Origin of the sequence: Xanthomonas sp. SHU 308 (assembly GCF_000364645.1) — a bacterium.
GTDB lineage: Bacteria > Pseudomonadota > Gammaproteobacteria > Xanthomonadales > Xanthomonadaceae > Xanthomonas_A > Xanthomonas_A sontii.
The window spans coordinates 1-25,302 of the sequence record NZ_AQOK01000783.1 but is presented as its reverse complement, the minus strand read 5'-3'; the positions used below and the strand labels follow the sequence as shown (position 1 = coordinate 25,302).

25 protein-coding genes, 3 tRNA genes and 1 pseudogene are annotated in these 25,302 nt (G+C 69.8%); 15 read left to right on the top strand and 14 right to left on the bottom strand.

The window, feature by feature from the left end; translation table 11 throughout:
• Positions 1–189, bottom strand: a pseudogene (locus D588_RS0120585) (GNAT family N-acetyltransferase); the annotation flags it as partial.
• A gap of 112 nt (positions 190–301) precedes the next feature.
• On the opposite strand from D588_RS0120585, the gene D588_RS0120580 reads away from it, so the two are divergent.
• Together D588_RS0120580 and D588_RS0120575 are read left to right on the top strand one after the other, a co-directional pair.
• Complete coding sequence (locus tag D588_RS0120580; protein ID WP_010342598.1) at positions 302–577, top strand: acyl carrier protein; 276 nt, start codon at positions 302–304, stop codon at positions 575–577.
• Between the two features lie 6 nt (positions 578–583).
• Entirely contained in the window at positions 584–1,822 is a 1,239-nt protein-coding gene (locus tag D588_RS0120575) for a beta-ketoacyl-[acyl-carrier-protein] synthase family protein (RefSeq protein ID WP_017917342.1), read from the top strand.
• A 65-nt stretch (positions 1,823–1,887) separates the two neighbouring features.
• Here D588_RS0120575 and D588_RS0120570 read toward each other — a convergent pair whose 3' ends face one another.
• The 3 genes from D588_RS0120570 to D588_RS0120560 all read right to left on the bottom strand — a co-directional run bounded on the left by D588_RS0120570 (position 1,888) and on the right by D588_RS0120560 (position 4,931).
• A complete protein-coding gene (locus D588_RS0120570) occupies positions 1,888–3,243 on the bottom strand; it encodes an aminotransferase class III-fold pyridoxal phosphate-dependent enzyme (protein WP_198526533.1) in 1,356 nt (451 codons plus the stop codon).
• 122 nt (positions 3,244–3,365) lie between these two features.
• Positions 3,366–4,058: an MtnX-like HAD-IB family phosphatase gene (locus D588_RS0120565; RefSeq protein ID WP_026143941.1), complete on the bottom strand. Its 693-nt coding sequence runs from the start codon at positions 4,056–4,058 to the stop codon at positions 3,366–3,368.
• A gap of 207 nt (positions 4,059–4,265) precedes the next feature.
• Positions 4,266–4,931, bottom strand: a complete 666-nt coding sequence (locus D588_RS0120560; protein ID WP_017917341.1) for an NAD(P)H-dependent oxidoreductase — start codon at positions 4,929–4,931, stop codon at positions 4,266–4,268.
• A 118-nt stretch (positions 4,932–5,049) separates the two neighbouring features.
• Between D588_RS0120560 and D588_RS0120555 the strand changes: the two genes are divergently transcribed.
• The gene (locus tag D588_RS0120555; RefSeq protein ID WP_017917340.1) at positions 5,050–5,925 is read left to right on the top strand and encodes a LysR substrate-binding domain-containing protein; all 876 of its coding nucleotides are present in this window, start codon (positions 5,050–5,052) and stop codon (positions 5,923–5,925) included.
• 123 nt (positions 5,926–6,048) lie between these two features.
• On the opposite strand, the gene D588_RS0120550 is transcribed toward D588_RS0120555, so the two are convergent.
• The 3 genes from D588_RS0120550 to D588_RS0120540 form a co-directional block, all read right to left on the bottom strand.
• Positions 6,049–6,135, bottom strand: a tRNA-Leu gene (locus tag D588_RS0120550).
• Positions 6,136–6,323: 188 nt separating this feature from the next.
• Positions 6,324–7,730, bottom strand: a complete 1,407-nt coding sequence (hemN, locus tag D588_RS0120545) for an oxygen-independent coproporphyrinogen III oxidase (protein WP_026143940.1) — start codon at positions 7,728–7,730, stop codon at positions 6,324–6,326.
• 44 nt (positions 7,731–7,774) lie between these two features.
• Positions 7,775–8,305, bottom strand: coding sequence for a group III truncated hemoglobin (locus D588_RS0120540; protein WP_017912671.1), 531 nt, complete (start codon positions 8,303–8,305; stop codon positions 7,775–7,777).
• Positions 8,306–8,447: 142 nt separating this feature from the next.
• On the opposite strand from D588_RS0120540, the gene D588_RS0120535 reads away from it, so the two are divergent.
• The 3 genes from D588_RS0120535 to D588_RS0120525 all read left to right on the top strand — a co-directional run bounded on the left by D588_RS0120535 (position 8,448) and on the right by D588_RS0120525 (position 10,097).
• Complete coding sequence (locus tag D588_RS0120535; RefSeq protein ID WP_051067605.1) at positions 8,448–8,753, top strand: hypothetical protein; 306 nt, start codon at positions 8,448–8,450, stop codon at positions 8,751–8,753.
• 101 nt (positions 8,754–8,854) lie between these two features.
• Positions 8,855–9,886, top strand: coding sequence for a 4Fe-4S dicluster domain-containing protein (locus D588_RS0120530; RefSeq protein WP_017917338.1), 1,032 nt, complete (start codon positions 8,855–8,857; stop codon positions 9,884–9,886).
• A gap of 135 nt (positions 9,887–10,021) precedes the next feature.
• Positions 10,022–10,097, top strand: a tRNA-Gly gene (locus tag D588_RS0120525).
• Positions 10,098–10,242: 145 nt separating this feature from the next.
• Here D588_RS0120525 and D588_RS0120520 read toward each other — a convergent pair.
• Positions 10,243–10,689 (bottom strand): DUF4087 domain-containing protein, encoded by a 447-nt coding sequence (locus D588_RS0120520; RefSeq protein ID WP_226975049.1) that lies wholly within the window; start codon positions 10,687–10,689, stop codon positions 10,243–10,245.
• A 358-nt stretch (positions 10,690–11,047) separates the two neighbouring features.
• Here D588_RS0120520 and D588_RS0120515 point away from each other — a divergent pair, with 358 nt between their 5' ends.
• The 3 genes from D588_RS0120515 to D588_RS0120505 all read left to right on the top strand — a co-directional run bounded on the left by D588_RS0120515 (position 11,048) and on the right by D588_RS0120505 (position 16,213).
• Positions 11,048–12,718 (top strand): hypothetical protein, encoded by a 1,671-nt coding sequence (locus D588_RS0120515; protein ID WP_017917336.1) that lies wholly within the window; start codon positions 11,048–11,050, stop codon positions 12,716–12,718.
• A 98-nt stretch (positions 12,719–12,816) separates the two neighbouring features.
• Positions 12,817–14,013 carry a DUF3142 domain-containing protein gene (locus D588_RS0120510; RefSeq protein ID WP_017917335.1) on the top strand — a complete coding sequence of 399 codons (1,197 nt, stop codon included), beginning with the start codon at positions 12,817–12,819 and terminating at the stop codon, positions 14,011–14,013.
• The gene (locus tag D588_RS0120505) at positions 14,000–16,213 is read left to right on the top strand and encodes a hypothetical protein (protein ID WP_232764339.1); all 2,214 of its coding nucleotides are present in this window, start codon (positions 14,000–14,002) and stop codon (positions 16,211–16,213) included. The genes D588_RS0120510 and D588_RS0120505 overlap by 14 nt, the downstream gene beginning before the upstream one ends.
• Positions 16,214–16,558: 345 nt before the next feature.
• Here the strand turns inward: D588_RS0120505 and D588_RS0120500 are convergent, their stop codons facing one another.
• On the bottom strand, positions 16,559–16,864 hold the full coding sequence (locus D588_RS0120500) for a hypothetical protein (protein WP_017917333.1): 306 nt from the start codon (positions 16,862–16,864) through the stop codon (positions 16,559–16,561).
• A 9-nt stretch (positions 16,865–16,873) separates the two neighbouring features.
• Entirely contained in the window at positions 16,874–17,467 is a 594-nt protein-coding gene (locus D588_RS25760; protein ID WP_232764340.1) for an STY0301 family protein, read from the bottom strand.
• Positions 17,468–17,573: 106 nt separating this feature from the next.
• On the opposite strand from D588_RS25760, the gene D588_RS28270 reads away from it, so the two are divergent.
• Positions 17,574–17,756 carry a hypothetical protein gene (locus tag D588_RS28270; protein WP_192578921.1) on the top strand — a complete coding sequence of 61 codons (183 nt, stop codon included), beginning with the start codon at positions 17,574–17,576 and terminating at the stop codon, positions 17,754–17,756.
• Positions 17,747–18,097, top strand: a complete 351-nt coding sequence (locus D588_RS0120490; protein WP_017912655.1) for a TonB-dependent receptor — start codon at positions 17,747–17,749, stop codon at positions 18,095–18,097. The genes D588_RS28270 and D588_RS0120490 overlap by 10 nt, the downstream gene beginning before the upstream one ends.
• Before the next feature lie 153 nt (positions 18,098–18,250).
• Here the strand turns inward: D588_RS0120490 and D588_RS0120485 are convergent, their stop codons facing one another.
• Positions 18,251–19,435 (bottom strand): hypothetical protein, encoded by a 1,185-nt coding sequence (locus D588_RS0120485; protein WP_017917331.1) that lies wholly within the window; start codon positions 19,433–19,435, stop codon positions 18,251–18,253.
• A 385-nt stretch (positions 19,436–19,820) separates the two neighbouring features.
• On the opposite strand from D588_RS0120485, the gene D588_RS0120480 reads away from it, so the two are divergent.
• From D588_RS0120480 to D588_RS0120465, 4 genes are all read left to right on the top strand, one after another.
• Positions 19,821–19,894: transfer RNA gene (locus D588_RS0120480), tRNA-Cys, on the top strand.
• 192 nt (positions 19,895–20,086) lie between these two features.
• Complete coding sequence (locus tag D588_RS0120475) at positions 20,087–21,376, top strand: divalent metal cation transporter (RefSeq protein WP_051067898.1); 1,290 nt, start codon at positions 20,087–20,089, stop codon at positions 21,374–21,376.
• A 147-nt stretch (positions 21,377–21,523) separates the two neighbouring features.
• Entirely contained in the window at positions 21,524–22,108 is a 585-nt protein-coding gene (locus D588_RS25755) for an SOS response-associated peptidase family protein (RefSeq protein WP_017917329.1), read from the top strand.
• Between the two features lie 223 nt (positions 22,109–22,331).
• Positions 22,332–23,663, top strand: coding sequence for a sigma-54 dependent transcriptional regulator (locus D588_RS0120465; RefSeq protein ID WP_017917328.1), 1,332 nt, complete (start codon positions 22,332–22,334; stop codon positions 23,661–23,663).
• A gap of 77 nt (positions 23,664–23,740) precedes the next feature.
• Here the strand turns inward: D588_RS0120465 and D588_RS0120460 are convergent, their stop codons facing one another.
• The 3 genes from D588_RS0120460 to D588_RS0120450 form a co-directional block, all read right to left on the bottom strand.
• On the bottom strand, positions 23,741–24,520 hold the full coding sequence (locus tag D588_RS0120460) for a TIGR04290 family methyltransferase (RefSeq protein ID WP_017912651.1): 780 nt from the start codon (positions 24,518–24,520) through the stop codon (positions 23,741–23,743).
• A gap of 31 nt (positions 24,521–24,551) precedes the next feature.
• The gene (locus D588_RS0120455) at positions 24,552–24,824 is read right to left on the bottom strand and encodes a hypothetical protein (protein ID WP_017917327.1); all 273 of its coding nucleotides are present in this window, start codon (positions 24,822–24,824) and stop codon (positions 24,552–24,554) included.
• Positions 24,811–25,302 (bottom strand): glycosyltransferase (locus tag D588_RS0120450; protein ID WP_017917326.1); only part of this gene is annotated, 492 nt, incomplete at its 5' end. The genes D588_RS0120455 and D588_RS0120450, both read right to left, overlap by 14 nt.

Here is a 25,302-nt window from a genome sequence, read left to right as displayed (position 1 = left end):
CCACAGCCGCTGCAGCGGCAGCCGCGCCACCTTCGCGCGCAGCGCGGGTTCGGCGGTGGTGAGCAGGTCGAAATCGGCCTCGAAGGCCGGCACCCCGTGCTCCAGGGGCTGGATCAGGAAACCGGCTGGCGGGTGCTGCAGGAACTGCCGCTGCAAGGCCTGCGGCTCGAGTTGGTTGACGAAAGGCATCTGCAAGATTGATCGTCTAGCGTGGAGAATGGATGCTGCGGCCCAGGCCGCAGCGTGCGATCCACCGGCGGCGGGCGCCGCACGGTGGCCCTTCATTTCGCGGAGCACTGCCATGACCCCGTCCATCGAGTCGCAAATCCACAGCATCGTCGCCAAGCATGGCGAGATCGACCCGGCGCGCCTGACCCCGGATGCCAAGCTGCAGGACCTGGGCGTGGATTCGCTCGAGGCCATCGAAATCCTGTTCGACATCGAAGAACACTTCGACATCACCTTCCCGCAGCGCGACCCGAACCTGGACGACGGTTCGCTCGGCAAGCTGGTGCAGGCGGTCGAGGACGCGCTGGCGGCCAAGGCGGCGGCCGGCGCGGCGCAACCGGCGCACTGACGCGCCATGGGCGCCTCCCCGCACGCGCGGCGCGTCGTGGTCACCGGCATGGGCGCGGTCAGCGCGCTCGGCCTGGGCGCCGAGGCGCTGTGGAGCGCGATGCGCGAGGGCCGCAGCGGCATCGCCGCCCTGCCCTCGCCCGATCCGCTCAGCACGTTGAAGATGCGCGTGGCCGCGACCCTGCAAGGGTTCGCTCCGGATGCCACGCAGACCGGCGGCATCGCCCCCGGCCAGCTCGACCGCATGACCCAGATGGCGCTGGTCGCCGCCCGCGAGGCGATCGCCCAGGCCGGGCTGCCGCACGGCGATGCCGCGCTCGGCGCGCGCTGCGCGGTGGTGGTCGGCACCGGCGTCGGCGCCGAACTCAGCCGCGACGAACAATCGCGCCGGCTGTACCGCGACCAGGCCGAACGCCTGCATCCGCTGACCATCGTGCGCAGCATGGCCAACGCGCCGGCCAGCCAGATAAGCATCGCCTTCGGCCTGCGCGGCCCAGCCTTCGCCGTCTCCAGCGCCTGCGCCTCGGCGAATCACGCCTTCGCCCAAGCCGCGCTGATGGTCCGCCATGGCCTGGCCGACGTAGCCATCGCCGGCGGCAGCGAAGCCTGCCTGAGCCTGGCGCTGATCCGCGCCTGGGAAGCGATGCGTGTGGTCAGCGACGACACCTGCCGGCCGTTCTGCGCGCAGCGCAGCGGCCTGGTGCTGGGCGAAGGCGCCGGCATGTTCGTGCTGGAAAGCGCCGAGCACGCAGCCGCCCGCGGCGCGCTGCCGCTGGCGGAACTGGCGGGGTTCGGCATGAGTTCCGATGCCGGCGACATCGTCGCGCCCAGCGTCGACGGCGCCGCCACGGCGATGCGCCTGGCGCTGCAGGACGCCGGCCTGGTGCCGGAACAGATCGATTACGTCAACGCCCACGGCACCGGCACGCAGGCCAACGACCGCTGCGAAACCCAGGCGCTGCGTCAGGTGTTCGGTGCGCACGCCGAGGCGCTGGCGATCAGTTCGACCAAGGCGGTGCACGGCCATGCGCTCGGCGCGGCCGGCGCGCTGGAACTGGTCGCAGCGATCGGCGCGCTGCGCGAGCAGGTGGTCCCGCCCACGGCCAACTTCCTCGATGCCGATCCCGAATGCGATCTGGACTACGTGCCCAACCAGGCGCGCGCCCGCAACGTGCAGGCGGTGCTGAGCAATTCCTTCGCCTTCGGCGGACTCAATGCGGTGATCGCGCTGCGCGCGGCGGGCTGAAGCGCCCGCCGCCACAAACAACGGCGGGAGGCAACGCGAACCGCGCGCGTCGTCTCCCGCCCGGCTCATGCGACCTGCTTGGCGCGGGTCAGCAACTGGTCCAGCAAGGACAGGCCCAGGTCGATCTCTTCGTGGCTGATGTGCAGCGACGGCGCCAGCGTGATCACGTTCTTGTAGTAACCGCCCACGTCCAGAATCAGGCCGATGCGCTTGCCGTTGTGGCGCAGTTCGCCTTCCAGGCCCATGTCGACCATGGTGTCGAGCAGCTTGCGATTCGGCGTGAAGCCGTCCGCCTGGCAGATTTCCGCACGCAGGGCCAGGCCCAGGCCGTCGACGTCGCCGATTTCCGGGTGGCGCTTCTGCAGGTCGCGCAGGCCGTCCAGGAAGTGCGCGCCCTTGGCCATCACCATCGACTCGTAGTCGGTCTCGGCCAGCATGCGCATGGTTTCCAGGCCGACCGCGGTGCCCAGCGGGTTGGAGGCGAAGGTGGAGTGGGTCGAACCCGGCGGGAACACGGTCGGGTTGATCAGCTCCTCGCGCGCCCAGATGCCGGCCAGCGGGTTCAGGCCGTTGGTCAGCGCCTTGCCGAACACCAGCACGTCCGGGGTCACGCCGAAATGCTCGATCGCCCACAGCTTGCCGGTGCGGAAGAAGCCCATCTGGATTTCGTCCACCACCATCAGGATGCCGTACTTGTCCAGCACCCGCTTCAGGCCGGTGAAGAAGTTCGGCGGCGGGATCACGTAGCCGCCGGTGCCCTGGATCGGCTCGACGTAGAACGCCGCGTACTCGCACTGCCCGGCCTTGGGATCCCACACGCCGTTGTACTCGGTCTCGAACAGGCGCTCGAACTTGGCCACGCACTGCTCGCCGTACTCTTCCTTGGACATGCCCTTGGGGCCGCGGAAGTGGTACGGGAATTCGATGAACTGGGCGCGGTCGAAATGACCGAAGCGACGGCGGTAGCGGTACGACGAGGTGATCGCCGAGGCGCCGAGGGTACGGCCGTGGTAGCCGCCTTCGAAGGCGAACACCAGGCTCTTGCCGGCGCTGGCGTTGCGCACCAGCTTCAGCGAGTCTTCCACCGACTGCGCGCCGCCGACGTTGAAGTGCACGCGGCCCTTGCGGCCCCACTTGCGCTCGGCGTCGACCGCGATGGTCTTGGCCAGCTCGATCTTGGTCGGGTGCAGGTACTGGCTGGCGACCTGCGGCAGGGTCTCGATCTGGCGGGTCAGCGCCTGGTTCAGGCGCGGATTGGCGTAGCCGAAGTTGACCGCCGAGTACCACATCTGCAGGTCCAGGTACGGCACCTCTTCGGTGTCGTACAGGTAGCTGCCGTCGCAGCGGCCGAAGATGCGCGGCGGCTCGCTGTAGTGCACGGTGTCGCCGTAGGAGCAGTACTGGGACTCGTCGGCCAGCATCTGCGCATCGGTCAGCGCGCGCTGGTGGTCGGCACCGGTGCGCAGCAGCGCCTCCGGATCGGGCGCGGCATCGCCATGCAGCGGTGCGAGCGAGGAAAGCGAAACATTCCGGTTCATCGGGATCAGGCTCGTTGGGTGACGGGAAGCGGGAAGGACACGGTGGTGGTCGCCGGCACCGCCAGGTCGGGCAGCAGGGCGATGGCGTCGTCGAAACCGGTGATCGCGCAATGGGCGATCCCGTTGGCGCGGCAATGGCGCAGCAGCCCGTCCTTGGCGAACACCAGGTCGGCCTTGCCGGCCAGGCAGAAATCGGAACGACCGTCGCCGATCAGCAAGGTGGCGCGCTCGGGCGGCTGCTGCGCCATGACCGCGCACTTGCAGGTGCCGCTGGGGCAGTCCGGGCGCGCATGCGGCGAGGCCATGCGCCATTCGCCCGCGTCGGTACGCAGCAGGCGGTTGGCGATGATCGGCAGATGGTGCAGGCCGTGGCGGGCCAGGATCCGGGCGATGCCGTAGTCCAGGCCGTCGCTGACGATGCTCAGCGGGATGCCCAGGCGTTCGGCCAGCGCCACGAAGCGCACGAAGGCCGGGTCGATCCGCACCGCATCCAGCACCCGGTGCAGCGCATCGACGTCGCCGTCGAGCAGCGCGACCTGCTTGCTCATGCATTCGCGGGCGCCGATCCGACCGGCGACCCAGTCGTCTTCCAGCTCCTGCCAACCGGGGCGCCCGAGGTGCTCGAGCAGGCTGTCGGTCACGTCCTGCAGGGACACGGTACCGTCAAAATCGCAAAGGATGTTCCATTGGGCGCGCAAGGTGGCTCTCCGGCTGATGGGGGCAGAGCCTAGGCACGCTGTCTTTCGCACTCCTTTCGGCGAGGTGAAAGAAAGCGGAGCGTTCACATTGGGCGTGGTAGGCCGGGCCCCGGCTCGTCCCCAACACGCCCAAGTCTGGGATGCGGTGCATGCAAGCGAAGCGTGGTCTCAGCCGAAGTGACACCCCGCTCCCCGCCCGAAGAGCGTTCACACCTGCGCCAGTGCCGCGACAAGGACGTCTACTTCCGCCTCGGCCTGCCGGATCGAATCGGCCAGCCGCTGGTCCGCGAACTCGTCGTACTCGATGGCGACACAACACACATCGGTGATACCGATGTAGGCGAAGGCAGTTCGGATCGAGGACTCCACATGGTTGCGGTCGGCGAGGCGATGTTCGTAGCCGTAATCGCCTCGCGAAGACAGAAGCACCAGGCGCTTGCCGGCATCGGCAAGCAACGGCCAGTACGGCGCACCGACGCGATTGCGGTCGAACCCAAACGTGCGCCCTACCCGCACGATGTTGTCGATATAGGCCTTGAACTGCGCCGGTGGCCCGAAGTTGTACATAGGCACGCCGGTGACGATGAGATCGGCCCGCAGGAGTTCGTCCACCAGGGCGTCGCTGGTGCGCAGGACGTCATGCATCCATGGCACGCGCGCCGATTCCGGCGTGAACGCCGCATGGATCCAGGGACCGGAGATCGGCGGTGGTGGTTCCTGACCGACATCACGATAGATCACCTGCGTGTCCGGATGGGCGGACACCCACCGCCTGGCGAAGCGCTCCGTCAACCTCCGCGTATGCGAGCCGTAGGGCGTGGTGTCCGAGCAGCCAGGGCGGGCGCTGGCATCGATGTGCAGAAGGGTGGTCATGATCGTGGACGTTCCGGCAGGGATGAAATGGCTGAAGTGCCGGGGGAGTCTCCGTGCGCCATGCAGCCGCGGCAAACGATGAATCCTCATGCGATGGATGACATGCGATCATCCATCCATGACCCTCCGACTCCCTCCCCTCAGCGCCCTGCGAGCCTTCGAAGCGGCCGCACGGCTGCGCAGCTTCAAGAAGGCCGCTGAGGAACTGTGCGTGACCCCCACAGCGATCAGCCACCGGATTCGGGTATTGGAAAACGAGCTCGGCCACCCACTGTTCCTGCGCAAGGTCCGTGCGGTGGAGCTGACGGCGGATGGTCATGCCTTGTTGGGCGGGGTCGGCGGCGGGTTTCAGATGATCGCTACGGCGATCGAACAGGTGCGGCGGCCGCGCCGGCCATCGGTGACGCTGTCGACGACCCCGGCCTTCGCCAGCAAATGGCTGGTTCCCCGTCTCTCCGCGTTCCAGGCCGCCCATCCGGACATCGACCTGCATGTGCATGCGTCCGACACTCCCGTCGATCTGTATGCCGGCATCGCCGACTTGGCGATTCGTTACGGACACGGCCACCATCCGGAGGCCATCGCGCGATTACTTCGGGCGGATCGCTTCGCACCGGTCGCCAGTCCGTCGCTGCTGAAGACGCTTGGCAAGGACGCATCCCGCTGGCCACGGATCCATTTCGACTGGCACCGGCCACTGCCTGTGGACCTGACATGGAGCGCCTGGGCGCGCCAGGCTGGCCACGATCCAGTGAACTTGGCCTCAGGCACCCGTTACTCGGAAGAAAGCCATGCCATCCAGGCGACCGTCGCGGGTCAGGGCGTAGCGCTGCTGAGCCTGCTACTGGTCGAAGAAGAACTGCGCATGGGGTTGCTATGCCTGGTCAGCGAGCCAATGCTCGAAGGAATGGCCTATTACGTGCTCACGCCTATCGGGCGCCCCGCGCAGGAGGCGACATCACGCGTGCAAGACTGGTTAGCAAGTGTCGACTGAGCAAGCGCACACCGAATCCATCCAGACAGGGAGTCGACCGCCGACGGATGGCAGGCGTGCGCATCCGAACCAACCTCTGCCACTCCGACAGGCGCGACGGCCCGATCGATTCTGAAGCGCTGATGGTGCCCGGAGCCGGAATCGAACCGGCATGGGGTCGCCCCCGGCGGATTTTAAGTCCGATGCGTCTACCAGTTTCGCCATCCGGGCCTGGTGGCGCGTAGCGTGCCTGATCGCGCGGCGCTTGTGAACCGCGGGGCCATGCCGATCCGCCATGCGCTCGAGAACGAGAGGCCACATGCCAGCATCGGCAGCCCTAAGTACCGCCACCGAAAAGTCCCCGGCACCGCCGCCACGGCGGCACCGGGGATGCCAACGGCAAGCGTGACGCGCGGCGCTCAGATCGCGCGCGAGTAGCGCGCCGGCTGGTCGGGCTGGCGCAGGTAGCGGTCGAAGCACATGGCGATCAGGCGCAGCAGCGGACGGCCGCGGGCGGTGGCCTGAACCACGCCGTCGCGGTAGTCGGCCAGACCGTCCGTGCACAGCGGCGCCAGTGCGCGCAGTTCCTCGCGGAAGTAGCTGGCGAAGTCGATACCGTGGCGCTGCGCCACCGCTGCCGCGTCCACCCGCCCCTGGCACATCAGCTGCTGGATCAGCTCGGCGCGCAGGGCGTCGTCGGCACTGAGCTGCAGGCCGCGCAGCACCGGGCTGTCGCCGGCGTCCACGGCCGCTTCCCAGGCAGGCAGGTCGCGCTGGTTCTGGCTGTAGCTGGCGCCGATGCGGCTGATCGCGCTGACCCCCAGGCCCAGCAGGTCGGTGTCGGCGTGGGTGGTGTAGCCCATGAAGTTGCGGTGCAGGCTGCCCTGCCGCTGCGCGCGCGCCAGGTCTTCCTGCGGCAGCGCGAAGTGGTCCATGCCGATGTACTGGTAGCCCGCTGCAGAGAGCCTGCTGACCGCGAGGCCGAGCAGGGCCAGCTTCTGCTCGGCATCGGGCAGATCGGCGTCGGCGATGCGCCGCTGCGCCTTGAACAGCTGCGGCATGTGCGCGTAGCCGTAGACTGCCAGGCGGTCCGGGCGCGCCGCGATCAACGTCTCCAGGGTCTGTTCGAACCCGGCCAGGGTCTGCCGCGGCAGGCCGTAGATCAGGTCGACGTTGACCGAGCGCATGCCGTGCACGCGGCAGGCGCGCAGGATGTCCAGCGTCTCGTGCACGCCCTGGCGGCGGTTGATCGCCTGCTGCACCAGCGGGTCGAAATCCTGGATGCCCAGGCTGGCGCGATTGAAGCCCAGTTCGGCCAATGCGGCGATGTCCTGCGGCGTCACCGTGCGTGGGTCCAGTTCGATGGACATCTCGCGGTCCGGCGCCTGGCTGAAGCGGAACAGCCCGCGCAGGCCCTGCACCAGTTCGCCCAGCAACTCGGGAGCGAGGAAGTTGGGGGTACCCCCGCCCAGGTGCAGTTGCACCACCTCGCGCTCGCCCTCGAAACACACGGCCATCATCGCCGCCTCGCGCAGCAGCCGCTGCACGTAGCTGCGGCCGCGCTGCGGGTCGCGGGTGATCACCCGATGGCAGCCGCAATAGAAGCAGGGATTGCGGCAGAACGGCACGTGCACGTACAGCGACAGCGGCCGCCGCGGATCGCTGGCCTGGACCGCGGCGAACAACTGCGCCGGGCCGAAACCGGTCTGGAAATGCGGCGCGGTCGGGTACGAGGTGTAGCGCGGGCCGGGACGGTCGTAGCGGCGCAGCAGGTCGGCGTCGAAGGTCCAGGCGGCGGAGGGATCGTGCGCGGTCAGGATGTCCATGGACCGAGCATGCGCGGCGCCCGGCACGGCCGCCTTGACCTGGATCAATCCGCGCACGCGGCCGGCGGCAGCGGCGATGCCGGCTCGAACGGGCGCCAGCTCATCTGGTGGCGGCGCCAGAACGTCTCGGCGATGCGCTGGGCGATGTCGTCGGCCAGCAGCCGCATCGGCGTGTTGGGCAGCTCGGCGGTGGTGGCGCGGAACAGGCCCAGCCAGCGCTGGAACAACAGTGCGCTGAGTTCGCGCATGGCCATGTGCCGCGGCATCGGCGCGCCGCGGAAGCGGCGGGTGCCGCGCAGCATCGCCGACCAGAAATCGCACAGCTGCTGCTGGTGCGCGTCCCAGTCCTCGATGTGCGCGGCGAACACCGCCGACAGATCGGCGTCGGCGCGCACGCGGCGGTAGAACGTCTCCACCAGCGCCTGCACCTCGGCCTCGCTGCACAGGTCCGGCCCCGGCAAGGGCATGCCCTCGATCTGGTCCTGCATGGTCCGCTCCACGTCGCTCGACGCCGACAGTCTCCACGCCGCCACCGCGGCGGCCTTGATCAGGATCAATGTCGGCACGGCCGGCACTGCCTAGTCTGCCGCTGCGGCATGCGCCGACGCCGGTGTCGACGGGGGATCGGCGGCCAGGCGGCTGGCAGGCGCGGCGACGTGTGTGGCGCTGCCCCCTTGGCGCATGCCGCATCCTCCTTTCGCGATGGAATCCACCGTCATGGCCTCTCCCGACGATCCGCTGCTCGACCCGCTCGATCCCGGTACGCCACGCCCGCTGGTGCAGCGGCTGGGGGTGATCCTGTGGCCGAGCTTCCTGGTGGCCGGCGCGATGAGCGTGCTGTTCTTCGCCCTGGTCGATCCGCTGGCGCTGCGCGACATCACCTTCCCCGGCCGCCAGCTGAGCCGCGAGCTGGGCTATACGGTGGGCTTCTTCATGTTCTGGCTGGCGACGCTGGCCTCGAGCCTGCTGACCGGCTTCCTGTTGCGTCCGGCGCCGCACGGCGACGCCGCGCCGCTGTCCTGAGCCGGCTGCCGATGCCTCGCCCGATCCACTTGCATGTCGTCACTTCGCCCGCAGCCACGGCAGGACCGGCGCCGCCACATCGGTACACGCAGTTCCGACGCGTGGTGCTGTGGCTGCTGTTCGCCGCCTTCTACCTGCTGCCGTGGCTGCGCTGGCAGGGCCGGCAGGCGCTGCTGCTGGATCTGCCGGCGCGGCGCTTCGACGTGTTCGGCTGGACCCTGTGGCCGCACGACGTCGGCTGGCTGCTGCTGGCGCTGGGCGCCGCCGCGGCGTCGCTGGCGGTGCTCACCACCCTGGCCGGGCGCCTGTGGTGCGGCGTCGCCTGTCCGCAGACGGTGTGGAGCCACGCCTTCGGCTGGATCGAACGGCGCTTCGCCGACTGGCCGGCCGCGGCGCGGCACGTGCTGTGGGCGACCGTGGCGCTGTGGACCGGGGTCAGCTTCGTCGGCTACTTCGTGCCGATCGCCGACCTGGTCGCGCGCCTGCATCCGTTCGCCTGGAGCGGCGGGGAGACGTTCTGGGTGCTGTTCTATGCACTGGCCACCTGGGGCAACGCCGGCTTCCTGCGCAGCCAGGTCTGCCGCTACCTGTGCCCGTACGCGCGCCTGCAGCCGCTGCTGTGCGACCGCGACACGCCGCTGGTCGGCTACGACGCGATGCGCGGCGAACCGCGCGGCGCCCGCACCTGCGGCACTGGCAGCATCGCTCAGCGCGGGCGGCGCCTGCTCGACCCCGTCACCGCCCGCGACTACGCCGTGCGCGCCAGCATCGCCCAGCTCGCCGGCCAGGGCGGCAGCCGCGGCGAGGCCCTGGCCGCGTATGCCGGCACCCTGCCCAAGTTCAGCGTCGAACAACTCGGCGACTGCGTGGCCTGCGACGCCTGCGTACAGGCCTGCCCGGCCGGCATCGACCCGCGCAACGGTGCGCACTACGCCTGCACCGCCTGCGGCGCGTGCGTCGAGGCCTGCGACCGCAGCATGGATCGCCACGGTTTCGCTCGCGGCCTGTTGCGCCTGGCCGGTGCCAATGCCATCGATCGCCAGCCGCGGCACTGGTGGCGGCGGTCGCGGCTGCTGGGCGGCGCCGCCACGCTGCTGGCGGCATTGCTGGCGTGGTGGTGGCTGGCGGCGTGAGCCGGGCCGAGTCGACCGTGGCGACTCATTGGGCGCGGCGGAACCGCTGCCGCCCCCTGGGGCAGCGACGGACATTTTTTTGCAACGAAGGGCTAGCGCACCTGCTGGCAGGCGTGTAGAATGCGCGGCTCCCAAGCGGGAATAGCTCAGTTGGTAGAGCGCAACCTTGCCAAGGTTGAGGTCGCGAGTTCGAGTCTCGTTTCCCGCTCCAAATAGCGTCACTTGCTTTCTACGATGCAAGTGAACCACTGAAAAAAGGAGCCCAGGCTCCTTTTTTCGTTTTCGCGGTCTGCGGACTCGACAGCGACGCTGCCCGAATCAGCGCCAATCCGCCAATCCGCCGCGCAGCGAACCTCTTACTTCAGCGGATTCTCCGGCTCCCTGCCCCGCAGTGCCTTGTCCTGCCGGCAGGTCTTCAAGGGCTGGGCCGTCGCCGACTCGATCGCGGTCACCTCGCGGGTGTCGTCACGCGCATGCACCTTCAGGCAGGCGCAGCCGTAGCCGGCGCTGCCCGTCCCGGTCCCCACCCAGCGCGCCTGGGAGAACGTCGGCCATGTGCCCTCGGCCTGGTGCCCGCCCTGCTGGCCGACCGTCCACTCGCCGTCCTTGTCCACGAGCGTGGCGTTGCCTGGCGAGGGATTGTCGAACCAGCCGCAACGCGTGACGGCACCGGCAGGCGGCGTGGCATCGGCGACAGCGCACAGGCCGGTCATGGCAACCAGGGCCGCACCGAACACGCTGGCGAAACGCAAAACAGGTCGCGATGGATTCATGACATCAGGATCGAGGGACGAGACCGGCATCATCGCAAATCGGCGTCCGCCGGCGCTGCCGGGAGGCCCTGCAGGCGGCAAGGCGCAGCGCCGATGCCGCCTCTCCTGTTCGATGCGATGCCGCCGCGCGATCGTAGTGCCGGCGTGTAGCCGTTCTACGACCTGTCCTGGTTCGACACCGTCGGCCGCCAGCGGTTCGCGCAGTACAACCGGCGCTTCGGGGCGGCGGCGCCGTAGCGGCGACGCAGCGTCGCCGGCGCCGGGCGCACCGCGGTCGCGGTAGGGAAAACCGCAGCTGGCTCGTCTATCTACCGCAACGTCGCCCTGCGGGAGACGCTGCCGCGCGCTGCTGCCGGGTCCCGCACCGTCTTTCCAGAGCATCCGCTGCATGCAGACCCTGATCCAACGCGGCATGGCCGCCCTTCGCCAGAACGACGTCGACGGCCTGTACAGGCTGTGGTCCGGCACGACCGTGCTCAACCATCTGCAGGAGGCCGACCTCGATGTGTTGATGCAGCGCTGCGACGCCCGGATCCAGGCCGCGCCGGGCGACCCGGCGCCATGGCGGCTGAAGTGCCTGATCTACCTCGACCGCAGCGCGCACTTCACCAGCGACCGCCGGCAGGCGCTGCGCACCGTCGCCGAGTGGGCCGGACGCGCGATCGGCCTGGCCCCGCACGACGCCGAGGCGCACCGCCTGCTCGGCAGCGCGCACTACTGGCTGGACGAACCCGCATCGGCGATCAGCGCCTACCGCAACGCCCACGTGCTGCAGCCGCAGGTGGACCTGCAGGTCCGCCTGTTCGAGATGGAATCGCTGCCTGCCGGGCAGTCGCCGCAGCTGCTGCAGTTGGACTTCCGCGACAGCAACGCCTGCCACTACTACAGCGCCGGCGTCTCCATCGGCAAATGGAAACACGCCGGGATGGAGCCGGCCGATGCCGGCTACGTCGACGCGGTGCAATTCGCCCTCTACGAGCACGGCACCACGCTGTTCCGGCAAGCCCTGGAACTGGGCGAGGCCGCCACCTGCAATACCGACACCCATACCTTCGCGATGTGCTGCAACAACCTCGGCCTGCTGTACCTGGACCGGGGCCTGTACGCGCAGGCGCAGGCCATCCTCGAAGAAGGGCTGCGGCACAGCCAGTTCCAGTTCCTGTACCAGAACCTGCGCGAGGCCTATCGCCAGCAGGGCATGCGCGCCGAGGCTGCGGATCTGGCGCTGACCCTGATGATGGACTACGAACTGGACACGCCGCTGTTCCTGGATTGCGCGCAGGCGGCATGCAGCCATCTCAACCGCGTCGGCCGCCATGCCGACGTGCTGGAGATCGCCGATGCGGCGCAGGAAGAGTTCGAGGCGCTGCCCGACCAGGCCCAGGCCGATCGGGAGCTGCTGCGGATGTATGCGCTGGTGCAGGCGCACCACCGTCTCACCGCGGCGCGTGCGCTGGGCCGGCTGCAGCCGGAGCATGTGGATACCGCCCTGTCGCAGGCGGCAGCGGAGGCGAATCCGCACGACCTGGACACGCTGTTCGTGCACGCCAGCGCACTCGGCGAGGCGCGCGACTACCCGGCCGCGGTCGATGCCTACGCCTCTCTGATCGCCGAGGCCACGCAGCAGCAGGACCTGCAGGCGCTCAGGCGCGCACGGCACGGACGCGGCTACCTGCTGCTGTACCATCTGCCCGACGCCAAGGCCGCACTGCAGGACTTCCTCGCCGTGCAGCGCGACGGCACGGACGACTTCTACACGCACTACTACCAGGCCAACTGCCATTACGTGCTCAAGGACTACTGCAGCGCACTGCCGGCCTGCGACGCGGCACGCGCCCTGCTCGACCACGAGGGTGTGCAGGCGGATCCCGGCTCGGCGGCGCAGCTGTACATGATGGAAGCCAATTGCCACATGAACCTCGGTGCCTATCCCGCGTCGGTCGCCGCCTTCGAGCGCTCGCTGGCGCTGCACGAACGTGCGGACGTGCGCGAGAGCTACGAGCTGGCCCGGCAACTGGCCGCCAAGCCGAAAAAGCGGCTGTTTGGGCTGTTCTCGTGATCGCCAGCGCATGAGCCACGCTTCGCACACTGCTCGCGCGAAGGTGCAGTGGCAACGCTGCGGCCGCGTGTGGCCGCGCGTGTCCTGACCCGGCCGTCGTGTCGCTGCGCTGCGCGCTGCTCGGGCTGAGTCTGCTGCTTGGTGGCTGTGCGGCATCGGCCCCGACGCCGCTGCAACACCAGGTCTACGTCTGGCAGCGGCAATGGAGTGGCGCGCACGCGGTGGCGCTGGCACAGACCCGCGCGGACTTCTCGACGTTGCGCGTACTCGCGCTGCAGGCGCATCCGCGCGCCGGCTGGGGTCCCGCCGCGGTGGATCTGCGGCAGCTCGCCGCCGATGGCCGCCCGGTGATCGCGGTGGTGCGGCTGGACGGGCAATTGCCGCAACTGGACGCGACCCGCATCGACGCCGAGGTGCTGCACGTGGTGCGCACTTGGCGCACCGCCGGCGTGGCACTGCGCGGCGTGGAGATCGACCACGACTGCGCCACCGCGCGCCTGCCCGCCTACGCGGCGCTGCTGCGGCAACTGCGCGGCGCGCTGCCGGCGGACCTGGCGCTGAGCATCACCGCCCTGCCCGCCTGGCTGGACAGTCCGGCACTGGCCCCACTGCTGCGCACGGTCGACAGCTCGGTGCTGCAGGTGCATGCAGTGAACGCACCCGCGGCCGGCCTATTCGATCCGGTGCAGGCGCGACGCTGGGCCGATCGTTACGCCCAGCGCAGCGCCACGCCGTTCTGGCTGGCCCTGCCCGCCTACGGCGTGGCCCTGATCGACGGCACCGACGCCGACGCTGCACCGCTGATCGAAAGCGAGGTGCCGCTGGCGGCGAGCGGCGCACGCCGCGAACTGCAGGTGTCGCCGCAGCAGCTCGCCGCCTTCGTCGATGCGCTGCGCGCCCACCGCCCGCCGCACCTGGCCGGCATCGTCTGGTTCCGCCTGCCGCTGCCGGGCGACCGCCGCGCCTGGCCGCTGGCGACGCTGCAGGCGGTGGTGCACGGACGTCCGTTGCAGGCGGCCGTGCAGGTGCAGGCCAGCGGCACCGGCCCGATCTACGACCTGACGCTCGCGAACGATGGCACGGCCGCGGCCACGCCGCCGCAGCGCGTGGTCCTGCGCGGCAGCGCCTGCGAAGCCGGCGACGCACTCGGCGATTACCGGCTGCAATGGCCGGCACCGTCGCCCGGCTTCGAACGCACTCGCGCATCCCAACCCCTGGCCGCCGGAGAACGCCGTGCGCTCGGCTGGGTCCGCTGCCGCCGCCTGCACACAGGTGCCATCGATGTCCTGCCGTGATCCCCGACCCGCGGCCACGCTTGCCGCCGCGCTGATGCTGCTCCTGCTGCCGCTGGGCGGCGCCCGCGCCTGCGGCCCGGAGTTCCCGTACCGCCTGCTCGACGACCGTGCCGGCGCGCTGGCGCAATTGCCCGAAGGCAGCTTCGCTCGCGAAGTGCAGCGCCTGGGCGCACCGATCGCCGGCCTCGGCCGCGCCGGCACCGCGACCCTGCCGCGCTACTGGGACGCCAGCGCGCAGTTCCCGCAGCAGCGCGACGACGTCGAACGCAGGCAAGTGGGTACCGCGCGGTTCGCCCGGATCGAACAACTGCGCGCGCTGGACGATGCGCAGCAGGCCGAACGCGACGGCGCCGACCTGCCACCGGAACTGCGCCTGTACACCGCCGGCGCGGTGGCGTTCGCGCAGGGCCGCTATCCGTCGGCCGCGGACTACTTTCGCCAGGTGCTGGCCCTGCCCGAAGCACAGCGCCAGGCGCGCAGCACGTGGGCCGCCTATTCGCTGGGACGCAGCCTGGCGCTGGCCGCCGACGGCGCGCTGGCTGGCGATGCCGTGGCGCAGCGGCAGGCGTACCGGCAGCAGGCGCGGCAGGCCTTCCAGCAGACCCGCACGTTGCGCCTGGCCGGATTCGACGATCCGCTGGAGCTGGGCATCGCCAGCCTCGGCGAGGAGGCGCGTCTGCTGCTCGCCAGCGGCGACTGGAACGGCGCGATCGGCCTGTACGCGGTGCAGGCGGCACAGGGGTCGGACACTGGCCTGAGTTCGCTCAAGCAGGTGGCCGCCGATCTCGCCCGCCGCAGCGATGCCGAACTGGCGCCGCTGCTGCGACAGCAGGCGGTGCGGCGGCTGTTGATCGCCCGGCTGCTCAGCGACAGCCACGCCTTCGATGCCGACTCCGGCAGCGTGCTGACCTCGACGCGCTTCCTGAGCCTGTTGCAGGACGCCGCGGGCGATCCGATGGAAGACGCCGACCGCCTGGCCGCGCTGGCCTATCGCCAGGGCGATTACCCCGGCACCGCGCGCCTGCTCGCGCATGCCGGCGACAGCGGCCTGGCCTGGTGGCTGCGCGCCAAGATGGCACTGCGCGACGGCGACGCCGCGCGCGCCGCACAGGCCTACGCGCAGGCATCCCGGCGCTTCCCGCCGAACGAGGACTGGGGCACGCGCCGCAATGGCGACTGGAGCAACGAGACACTCAAACCGCAGTGCCGCATCGAGGGCGAAGCGGCGATCCTGGCACTGCAACGCGGCAGCTACGTGGAGGCGTTCGCACAGCTGTACCGCAGCGGCGACCTCTACTGGGAAGACGCCGCCGCGGTCGCCGAGCGCGTCCTCACCGTGCCGGAACTGCAGGACTACGTGGATCGCCACGTTCCCGCCACGCCGCCGTCCACCGCGAACGCGGCACAGGAGTATTGGGAACGGACGCCGGCCCTGAAACTGCGCGAACTGCTGGCGCGCCGGCTGATGCGCGACGGCCGCTACGACGATGCGCTGCCCTACTTCGCCCAGCCCGAATTGCGCGAGGCGGCGCGCCGTTATCGCGATGCGCGGCGGCAAGGCACATCGGCCTGGACCGGCATCGGCCGCGCCGAGGGCAATTACCGGGCTGCCCTGATCGCGCGCCGCCAGGGCATGGAACTACTGGGCTACGAACTTGGGCCGGACAACCGGGTCTACGCCGGCAACTATGCCGAAGCCACGGCGCATGCGCAGCTGCGCCCCGGCGGCCTGATCGCCGCGGCCGAAGCACAGCGCTGGAACGCCACCGCCGCGCAGCCTTACCGCCGCTACCACTACCGCTGGATCGCCGCCGCCCTGGCCGATCGCGCCGCCGACGACCTGCCCGCACGCAGCCAGGCCTACGCCGCCGCGCTGTGCCAGGCGACCGACTGGCTGATCACCCTCGACCCCGCGCAGGCGCGTCGGTCCTACCAGCGCTATGTCGCGCACGGCGCACTCAATCCGGTGCCTGGCAAGGCCTATGTGTTCGGCGTGGGCGCCTGCGAGACGCCGGATTTCGAGGGCGCGCGGCGGCGCCTGTGGATCGAGCGCGGCCAGGCCGTACGCCAGTTCGTGCACACGCAACGGCTCGCCCTGGGCGCGGCCGGCCTGGCGCTGCTGGCCGCGGCAGGCTGGCTGGTGCGCCGGCGCATGCAGCGCAAGGCGCGGACAGTCGCAGCGCAAACGCCGCAGGACTGAGCCTGCGGCGCGGGTCGGCCGCGCTCCGCGCACGAGCGCACTGCTTGCCACCACCGGCGAAATCGTCAGGCCTGCACTGCGCCGCTCCGACCAATTCCCAATCCCGACTCCCCAATCCCGAAGGTAGGGATCGCCGCCCCCGCTCGTCTCTTCAACAGGACTTTCCTGTTTACCGCTGGAATCGCGTCGACGCACGCGGCGCCGGCCGCTCTGCCGTCCTGGACGACCGTTCTCCCGATGCAGCACCGCAGCACGCGCGACAAGGACGTCACCGCTCGCGGCATGCGCCGCGTGGCGTTCACGTGCCTGCGTCAGTCGCGCAGACACGCGGCCTTGAGACTGCGCTCAGTTCCTGCAGTACCAAGCCAGGCAGGCGATCGCCAGCGCAACCAGGCAGCACAGGCGCACGCTGCGGCGGCGGCTCAGCAGCGCGTGCACGCCCTGCAACAGCACCAGCACCGCCAGCACGCACAGGCCGACCAGCCGCCCGTTGCCGCTGTCCTGGAAATTGGCGGAGGACAACTGCGGATCGGCACCGTCCACCCATGCGTACGGGCGACCGGACACGGCGTACAGCAGCATGCCCAACGCATAACCGCTCCAGGACAGCACCTGCGCGGCGATCGCCACGGCCTTGCGCGCAGCTGCCATCGCGCGGCCTCACTCGCAGACGAACAAGGTGCCGGCAACCGGATCGGCACTGCTCGGACGCAGCGGCTTCGCTTCGCAGCGCGCGACGTCGCCGACACGCCGCGAGACCTGCACCCTGCCGTCAGGCCCGTATCCGCACACCAGATAGAGGCCATGCGGATCGGGCGCATCGAAGCGCCAGACCGACACGCCCGCATCGCCGGGGCGGCGCGCGTCCTCGTTGCTCGGCACCAGCGCAGCCATCTCGCGCGGCGGCCCGGAATAGACATTGCTGGAGAACAGCCGCATCGGCGGCGCGGCGGCGAGATCGACGCGGACATCGGCTGGCACGTCGGGACTCTGCAGCTGTGCCTCGGCGATGCGCAGGCGTTCGGGGCACTGCAGCATCTCCCTGGCCGCGGCGGGCGCAGCGGACACGGCGATGAGCAGCGGCAGCGCGCAGCGCGCCGTGGCAGACATTCCCTTCGACACCATCACACGCTCCCTGTCGACTGCAGGATCGAGACCGGCAAAGACCTCGGCCTTCGCCTCGCACGCCCGGCGGCACAGCCGACCACTGCTGCAGGCCACATCGCCAGGCCGCGCATACGGTGCCTCCGACATCGCCAAAGGTCAACGCGACGACACGACGCGCAGCCGACGTCATCGCGCGCGCTGGCGCCATTCTCTGCGTCCCCCCCCGCCTCATCACCCGCAAATGCCGGTCGGCATGACCGCCAACTACGCCTACTACCTGGACGAGGTGAAGGGCAGCACCAGCTGGAACCCGTTCGAAGGCATCCGCTGGCAACCGATCCCGCCCACATCGTTTTGCATGCGCATCGGTCCGCCGCCGCAGCGAAGGAGTCGCCTGATGTCACCCACGTTAGCTGCACACCGACCGTGGAAGTGACCGCCAGCAGCAACCCGCGCGAGCTGGGCAAGCCGCTGTCGGCGGTGTCGCGCCACGCCGCGGCACTGTGGGCCGACTACCGCTTCGACAGCGGCATCCGGCTCGGCCTGGGCGCGCGCTATACCGGCGCCAACCGTGGCGACCTGGACGCCGCACGCGCCGAAGTGCCGGCGTTCACCCTGTTCGACGCGCTGCTCGGCTACGACCGCGACCGCTGGAGCCTGGCCTTGAACGTGCACAATCTCGCCGACAAGACCTACCTCAGCAACTGCGACGCCTACGACAACTGTTACTACGGCGAGCAGCGACGCGTCATGGCCACGGCCACGTATCGCTGGTGAGGCAGCGCGGGCGCGATGGCAGCCTGTGCCATCGCGCCCCCGTCTGCTGCAGGTCGATGCGCAGGCTGCGCCTCGGGTGCCGCTGGCGGCATTGCATGCCAGGCAGACAGGTCTGCCACCGGCAACCGGCGACTGCGGGCGCGACGCAGCCCCTCAATCGCCCGGTTGCGTCACCCTGAAACCCGCATGCCCGCAGGCCGCGTCGTAGGCGTAGTCGCCCGCGGCGAGCAGGTGACGGCCGCTGTTGATGTGCGCAGGTGGCGTCTTCAGCGGACCGCGCCACTGCACGCTGTCCGGGGTCGCCGCCTTGCCATCGCCGACCGCAAAGCTGTAACCGAACACCGATTGCCCCTTCGCGTCGACGACGTCGAGCCGCAGCTGGGTGGCATCCGGCACCACGCGCGTGGGATGGCCCGCCATCTCCACGGTCTGTTGCAGGCTGGTGGGCGTGGCGGGCGGCACCACCGGGTTGAGCATCATGTAGGACACGCCGGTATCGGGCAGCAACTTGCCGCAGACGCGGTAGTCGCTGCCGCTGCCGGGAAAGCTGGCGCAGGCACTGGGCGCTTGCCAGTCGCCCGGCGCGTCGGCGGTGGCCGCGCCACGCTGCAGCGGCACCATGGCGAACCCCTGCAATGCCGCCTGGCTGACGCCCAGGGTGATGCCCTTGGCGCTGACGATGTAGCCGGGGCTCATGTGCTGCGCACGCATCTGCACCAGGTTGAGGAACGGATTGCGCGCGGCGTCGACGCCGCGGTCGTAGCCCACCCCCATCATGCCGAAGCCCGGCGCAATGGTGCTGCAGTTGCGCAGCACCTGCGTGCTGCTGCTCAGCGCGGGGCTGCCATCGTAGCCGGCGCAGGTGGCGGGCACCTGCGCCAGCGGCTTGGGTGGCTGGGCCACGCTGGCGACATCGCAGGTGCACTGCGCGGCCAGCACGGTGATGCGATCCACGCGCGCCGCAGCGCTCTTGCCGTCGGCGGAAACGCCGAGCCGCATCGGCACGTCCACGTACTTGCCGGGATGGTACTTGCTGTCGCTCGAGTAGAAGATGTGTCCAGGCGTGTTGGACGCGTCCCAGGCGCTGCGCAGCGCGTCGCTCAGCGGCACCACCACGCCGGTGGAGCCGGTATCCACCTCCAGCACCTGACTGCCGCTGCTGCGGCCATCGGCATCGCTGCCGAGCTGCACGCGCACCTGATAGGCGAATTTCGGCGTGGCCTTGGAGACCAGCGGCAGGTTCACGGTCTGCGTCTGCAGCGCGCAGGTCTGCGCGGCGGCGGTGGCGCTCGCGGCCAGGCACAGCGCGGTCCCGCTCCAGCGTGTCCATCGGTTCATGGCGATGTCTCGTTTGGGTGTGGCGCCATGCTAGAGCGCGGCAGCACGCCCATCGTGCGTGGATCCGCACGATGCGGCGCTTGTCTACGGCCGCTGGCGTGGCGCTGTGGTCGGCATTCCAGTGACGACGCGACGCCACATGCACACGCGAGACGCGCATCAGGATCCCGGCAACGCCTGCGCGCGCGCAATCCAGGGTTGCCAAGCCGGGGAGCTTGGTACACAATGCAGTCCGTTGTGCGCCGGGCTGGTTCAAAAACATCTTTTGAATCAATGCGTTGGACGAGAGCCGCAAGGCATCGTCCGGTTCCCGCCGCAAGGGCCCCGGCAGCGGGGCTTTGTTTTGTCGGACGCCACAGGCGTTGCGGCGAGACGTCAGTCCACCGGCCTGGTGGCAGAGTGGTTATGCAGCGGACTGCAAATCCGCGTACGCCGGTTCAATTCCGACCCAGGCCTCCATCTTGTTTCGACGCCATGGGCCGCTTGCTGCGGCCCATTTGCGTTGGTGGCTTGCGGTGCGATCGCCTGCCCCACGCAGGCGCCGCGATCGCGCTGCACCTGCCCGCCTTCACTTCGCGTACGCAGTACCGCCGACGCCGCATTTAGACCGGCCTGCATAGGGTCGATGTTCCGCCCGACCTGCCGATCGCGATGACCCCACCCGCCGCGCATGCCGAGCCCGCGCCTACCCGGCGGCGCGTGCTGTTCCGTCTGCTGGGGTCCGGCGTGGTCACCGGCGCCGCCGACGACGATCCGTCCGCCATCGGCACCTACGCCAGCGCCGGCGCGCGCTACGGCTTCGCGTTCCTGTGGATCGCGCCGGTGCTGTTGCCGATGATGTACCTGGTGGTCTACCTGTCGGCGAAGCTGGGGCGGGTGACCGGCAAGGGGCTGTTCGCGATCATCCGCGACCGCTATCCGCGCTGGGTGCTGTACCCGGCCGTCGGGTTCGCCTTCGCCGGCAACGTGATCGAAGCGGCGGCCAATCTCGGCGGCATCGGCGCGGCGCTGAACCTGCTGATCCCGCTGCCGGTGCCGGCGATCGTGGTCGCAGCGGCGCTGGCGATCTTCCTGCTGCAATTCTTCGGGTCCTACCGCCTGCTGAAACGGATCTTCCGCTGGCTGGCGCTGGCGCTGTTCGCCTACGTGGCCGCTGCGCTGCTGGCGCGCCCCGACCTGCGCCAGGTGTTGCGCGGCACCTTCGTGCCGTACGCCGAGTTCAGCCGGGAGTATCTGTCGATGATCGTCGCCTGCATCGGCACCTCGTTGTCGGCCTATATCTTCACCTGGCAGTCCAACCAGGAAGTGGAAGAACAGATCGCCGCCGGACGGCGCAGCGTGGCCGCGCGCCAGGGCGCCAGCGCCGGCGAACTGCGCCGCACCCGTCGCGACGTCCTGGTGGGCATGCTGTTCTCCAACATCATCCTGTACTTCATCCTGCTCTCCACCGCCGCCACCCTGCACCGCTCCGGCCAGACCGAGATCGCCACGGCGGCACAGGCCGCGGCCGCGCTGGAGCCGTTGGCCGGGCCCGCGGCCAAGTGGCTGTTCGCGCTGGGCGTGGTCGGGGTGGGCTTCCTGGCGGTCCCGGTGATGACCACCGGCGCTGCCTACGACCTGGTGCAGGGCATCGGCCAAAAGGGCAGCCTGCACGCACAGCCGCGCGAGGCGAAGCTGTTCTACGCGACCATCGCGCTGGTCACGGCGATCGCGGTGGGGCTGAACTTCCTCGGCGTCAACCCGATGAAGGCGCTGGTGCTGTCTGGCATCGTGCAAGGCATGACGGTCCCGCCGTTGCTGTTGCTGATGATGCGGATGAGCAACGACCGCACGCTGATGCGCGGCCGCGTCAACAGCCGCCTCACCAACGCGCTCGGCTGGATCACCGTGACGGTGACCTTCGCCGCCGGCGCCTGCCTGCTGGTCACGCTGCTGCGGTAGGCGCGCAAAAGCTGCGCGACTGAAAAACTTTCGCTGGCGCGCGCCGCTGGCTGCGCGGCGCAGGGCGCAACGACGCACTGGGAGGGAAGAAGAAGATGCTGGCACGCGTCCTGCGTTCCCAAGGCATCCGCTTTCGGCCGCACCGCGATGATCCTCAGCTTTCTGCAATCCCGCCTGCCCGCCTGGCCGGTGCAGGATCCCGTCACCGCCGGACGTACCAGCGAGATCGCTGCCGGCCAGCAAGCGCAGATCCTGGTGCTGTGGGGCGGCGAAGTGCGCAACGAGCGCGCCCTGTTCGGGCGCCGCGATGCGCCGCAGGATCCGCTGATCACCAGCGAACGTCGCGAACGCGCCTGGCAGGGCGCGCAGACCGCGGTGTGGGAAACGCAGCGCTGCCTGGTGCCGATCGCCGGCTTCCGCAGCGCCGACGCCGCGCGTGGCGGCCCCTGGATCTGCGAAGACCCGGGTCCGCTGTTCGCCGCCGGGTTGCGCAGCAGCATGCAGACCCAGGAGGGCTTTCATCTCTCCTGCTTCTCCCTGCTCACCGAGGCACCTGCAGTGCCCGCACTGCCGGACGAAGTGCCGGTCCTGATCGGCGCCGACGACGTCATCGAATGGCTGTACCTGGATGGGCAGGACGCATTGCGGCGACTGGATGTCGCGCAGCAGCGGCGCTTCGTCAGCGTCGATGCCCTGCTGCGCGGTCCCTTGCCACCCGAGCGCATGCATTGAGCGCAGCCGCGCGCGGTCGGGAATGTGCCGGATGCCGCAGGCAGGATGCGGCGTCGCGCACAGGCGGTGCTGCAGAGCTGCCCCGTGGATGCGCGCGTTGCACACATTGCTGAAGCGGCCGAATCCGCTTCAGCATGATGAGGGATCGAATCAGGATGTTTTCGCCTTGCGCTCACACATGCGGAGGACGATGGAATGACCTGATTCGCGGAGTACAACCCGCATGACCAAACCCCTGCTTGCGATCGTGGATGGCAACATTTCGTTGTCGGACCATGTGTCCACCTTCTCCCAGCGCCGCGGCCTGGCGCTGACCCGCCTGCCCTCGCTCGAACATGCGCGGCACTGGCTGCAGCAACAACGCGCCGACCTGCTGCTGCTCGACGGCGACGCCGAGCGCGGCGCAGCGATGGACCTGATCAACGGCCTGGCCGGCCGCTCGGACGCGCGCGTGGTGCTGCTGGCCACCGAGGCGCAAATGCCGAAATGGCGCGGGCTGGCCGGCGACAGCGTGCAGCTGCTGCAGCGGCCGCTGCCGTGGACGCAGTTCGACGGCCTGCTCGATCAGATCCTGTGCCGCCTGCCGCCGCGGCGCGGGATGGCACGCTTCGGCCTGGTCGGCGAATGCGCAGCGATCGCGCGCGTGCAGCGCGACATCGCCCGCGTCGCGCCATTGGACATCTCGGTGTTGGTTGCCGGCGAAACCGGCACCGGCAAGGAACTGCTGGCCAAGGCCATCCACGAGGCCAGCGGCCGCAGCGGGCGCCTGGTCGCGGTGAACTGCGGCGCGATTCCGCCGGAACTGCTCGCCAGCCAGCTGTTCGGCCACGAGCGCGGCAGCTTCACCGGCGCCAACCAGCGCCACGCCGGCTATTTCGAACAGGCGCAGGGCGGCACGCTGTTCCTGGACGAGATCGGCGAGATGGCGCCGGAACTGCAGGTGTACCTGCTGCGTTGCCTGGAAACCGGCGCGATCACCCGCGTCGGCAGCGACGCGGAAGTCCGCCTCGACGTGCGCATCGTCGCCGCCACCCACCGCGACCTGCTGGGCGAGGCCAGCACCTTGCGCCGCGACCTGTATTACCGGCTGTCGCAGTACGTCATCGAGTTGCCGCCGCTGCGCGAGCGCGGCGACGACGTGCACCTGATCGCCGACACGCTGCTGGACACGCTCAATCGTCGCTATGGGACCAGCAAGCAGTTCGACACGTTCTCGCGGACCGTGCTGGGACGGCACCGTTGGCCGGGCAACGTGCGCGAACTCTCCAGCGCAGTGACGCGCGGCTATTACCGTGCCGACGGCGAGGTGGTGACCATCGAGCCGCTGCTGCACGGCGAGGTGCCCATGGCGCAAGACGTGCCTTGCCACTGCGGCAACACCGGCGACGCGGTGACGTTCCGCGTGGGAACGCCGCTGAAGCAGATCGAACAGGAGATGCTGGTGCGCACCCTGCGCATCACCGGCGGCGACAAGTCCGCGGCGGCGCGCAGCCTGGGCATCAGCGTGCGTACCATCTACAACCTGATGTCGCGCGGCGACCGTGACGTCAACTGAGCGCGGCAGGGCGCGCCGTCGCGGCGCGCCCTGCCGGGCGATCTGCAGCCACGGCGGTCAGTGCGCGGCCGGGCGGATCAGTCCAGGCCGCAGGCCGCGCGCAGTTCCTCTTCGATCGGTGCGACCTGGCCGGGCGGCCGCTGCTGCGGCCGGCATAGGTAGGTTTCCTCGGCGATGCGCGCGTCCACCGCGAACCCCGCGCTGCGCAGCATGGCTTCCACGCCGGCATGGTTCGGTGCCCACCAGTTGGTGGGATCGTCGGCCAGGCGATGCTCGATGAAGGCCATCTTCGGCCAGCCGGGCTCGCACATGCGCCCGCGCTCTAGCATGCCGATGTCGCGCGGCGCCGGATAGACCTCCTCGCCGGGCATGGTCATGGTCTGCAACACCAGCATGCGGCGACACAGGCGACGCACGATGTCCAGGGCCAGCAGCGGATGCCGCAGGTGGTACAGCACGCCCATCATCCACACCAGGTCGTACTGCTCGGCTTCGCGCGCCAGCGCATACAGCTGCATCTGCCGGAAACGCACGTGGCGCTCCAGCCCGAACTGCGCCGCTGCCCATTGCGCCTGCCGCAGGTAGTGCGGATTCATGTCGATCGCCACCACCTCGGCGCCGCGCCTGGCCAGCTCGAAGCTGTAGAAGCCGGCGTTGCAGCCGATGTCCAGCACCCGCCAACCGCGAAGATCGGCCGGGACATGCGGCGCGATCTGCCGCCACTTGCAGGCCGGGAAATCGCCGTACGGATGCGTCGGCAGGGTCTGCCGGCCATCGGGCAGGTGCAGGTTGTGGAACCACGGCCCCAGCGCCTGCATCGGATCGACCGGGTCGAGGGACGGAACGGCGGATTGCATGGCGGTCTCCCGGGAAGGCGCCGAGCGCGGCTCAGCGGTTGACGAACTTGAAGAAGCGGCTCTGGCTGCCGTCGCTGGTCTTCTCCTGATACAGGAAGGCCAGCTCTTCTTCTTCGAACTTGTCGAAGAAGTCGTCCCAGCTGATTTCTTCCAGCGCCGCATCGTCGCGGAACAGGATGCGCAGCACGCCGGCATCCTCGTCGGCTTCGGTGCCGCGCACGCTGGCCGGACGGCCGCCGCGCGCCTCGGCCCAGCGGCGGATCTCGTCGTGATCGGTGGTGGTCTTGGCGTCATGCGAGGGCATGCGAGGATCTCCTGGCGGAGGTGGATGGCGCCGCGTCGGCGACGCGGTCGAGGGCATCGTGCAGGGCCTGCGCGCGATGCGCGGCGGTGTGTTCGGCGAGCACGCGGCGGCGCCCCGCCTCGCCGATCGCCATGCGCTGCGCTTCCGGCAGCTCGCGGAGCCAGCCCAGTACGTCGGCCGCACGCCGTGCGATCAGGATTTCCCTGCCAGGCGCAAACAGCGTTTCCAGGCCTTCCCAGGGATCGGAGATGATCGGCGTGGCGCAGGCCGCCGCTTCGAACAGGCGCACGCTGGGCGACCAGCCGGCCAGCACCATGTCGGCACGGGTCAGATTGAGGGTGAAGCGCTGCTGGTTGTAGAAGTCCATATGCTGCGCCGGCGGCAGGTGCGCGCAGCGCTGGACGTTGTCCGGCCAGACGATGTGCGGCGGATACAGCGGACCGGCGATCACGAAGCGGCCCTGCGGCCAGGCCAGCGC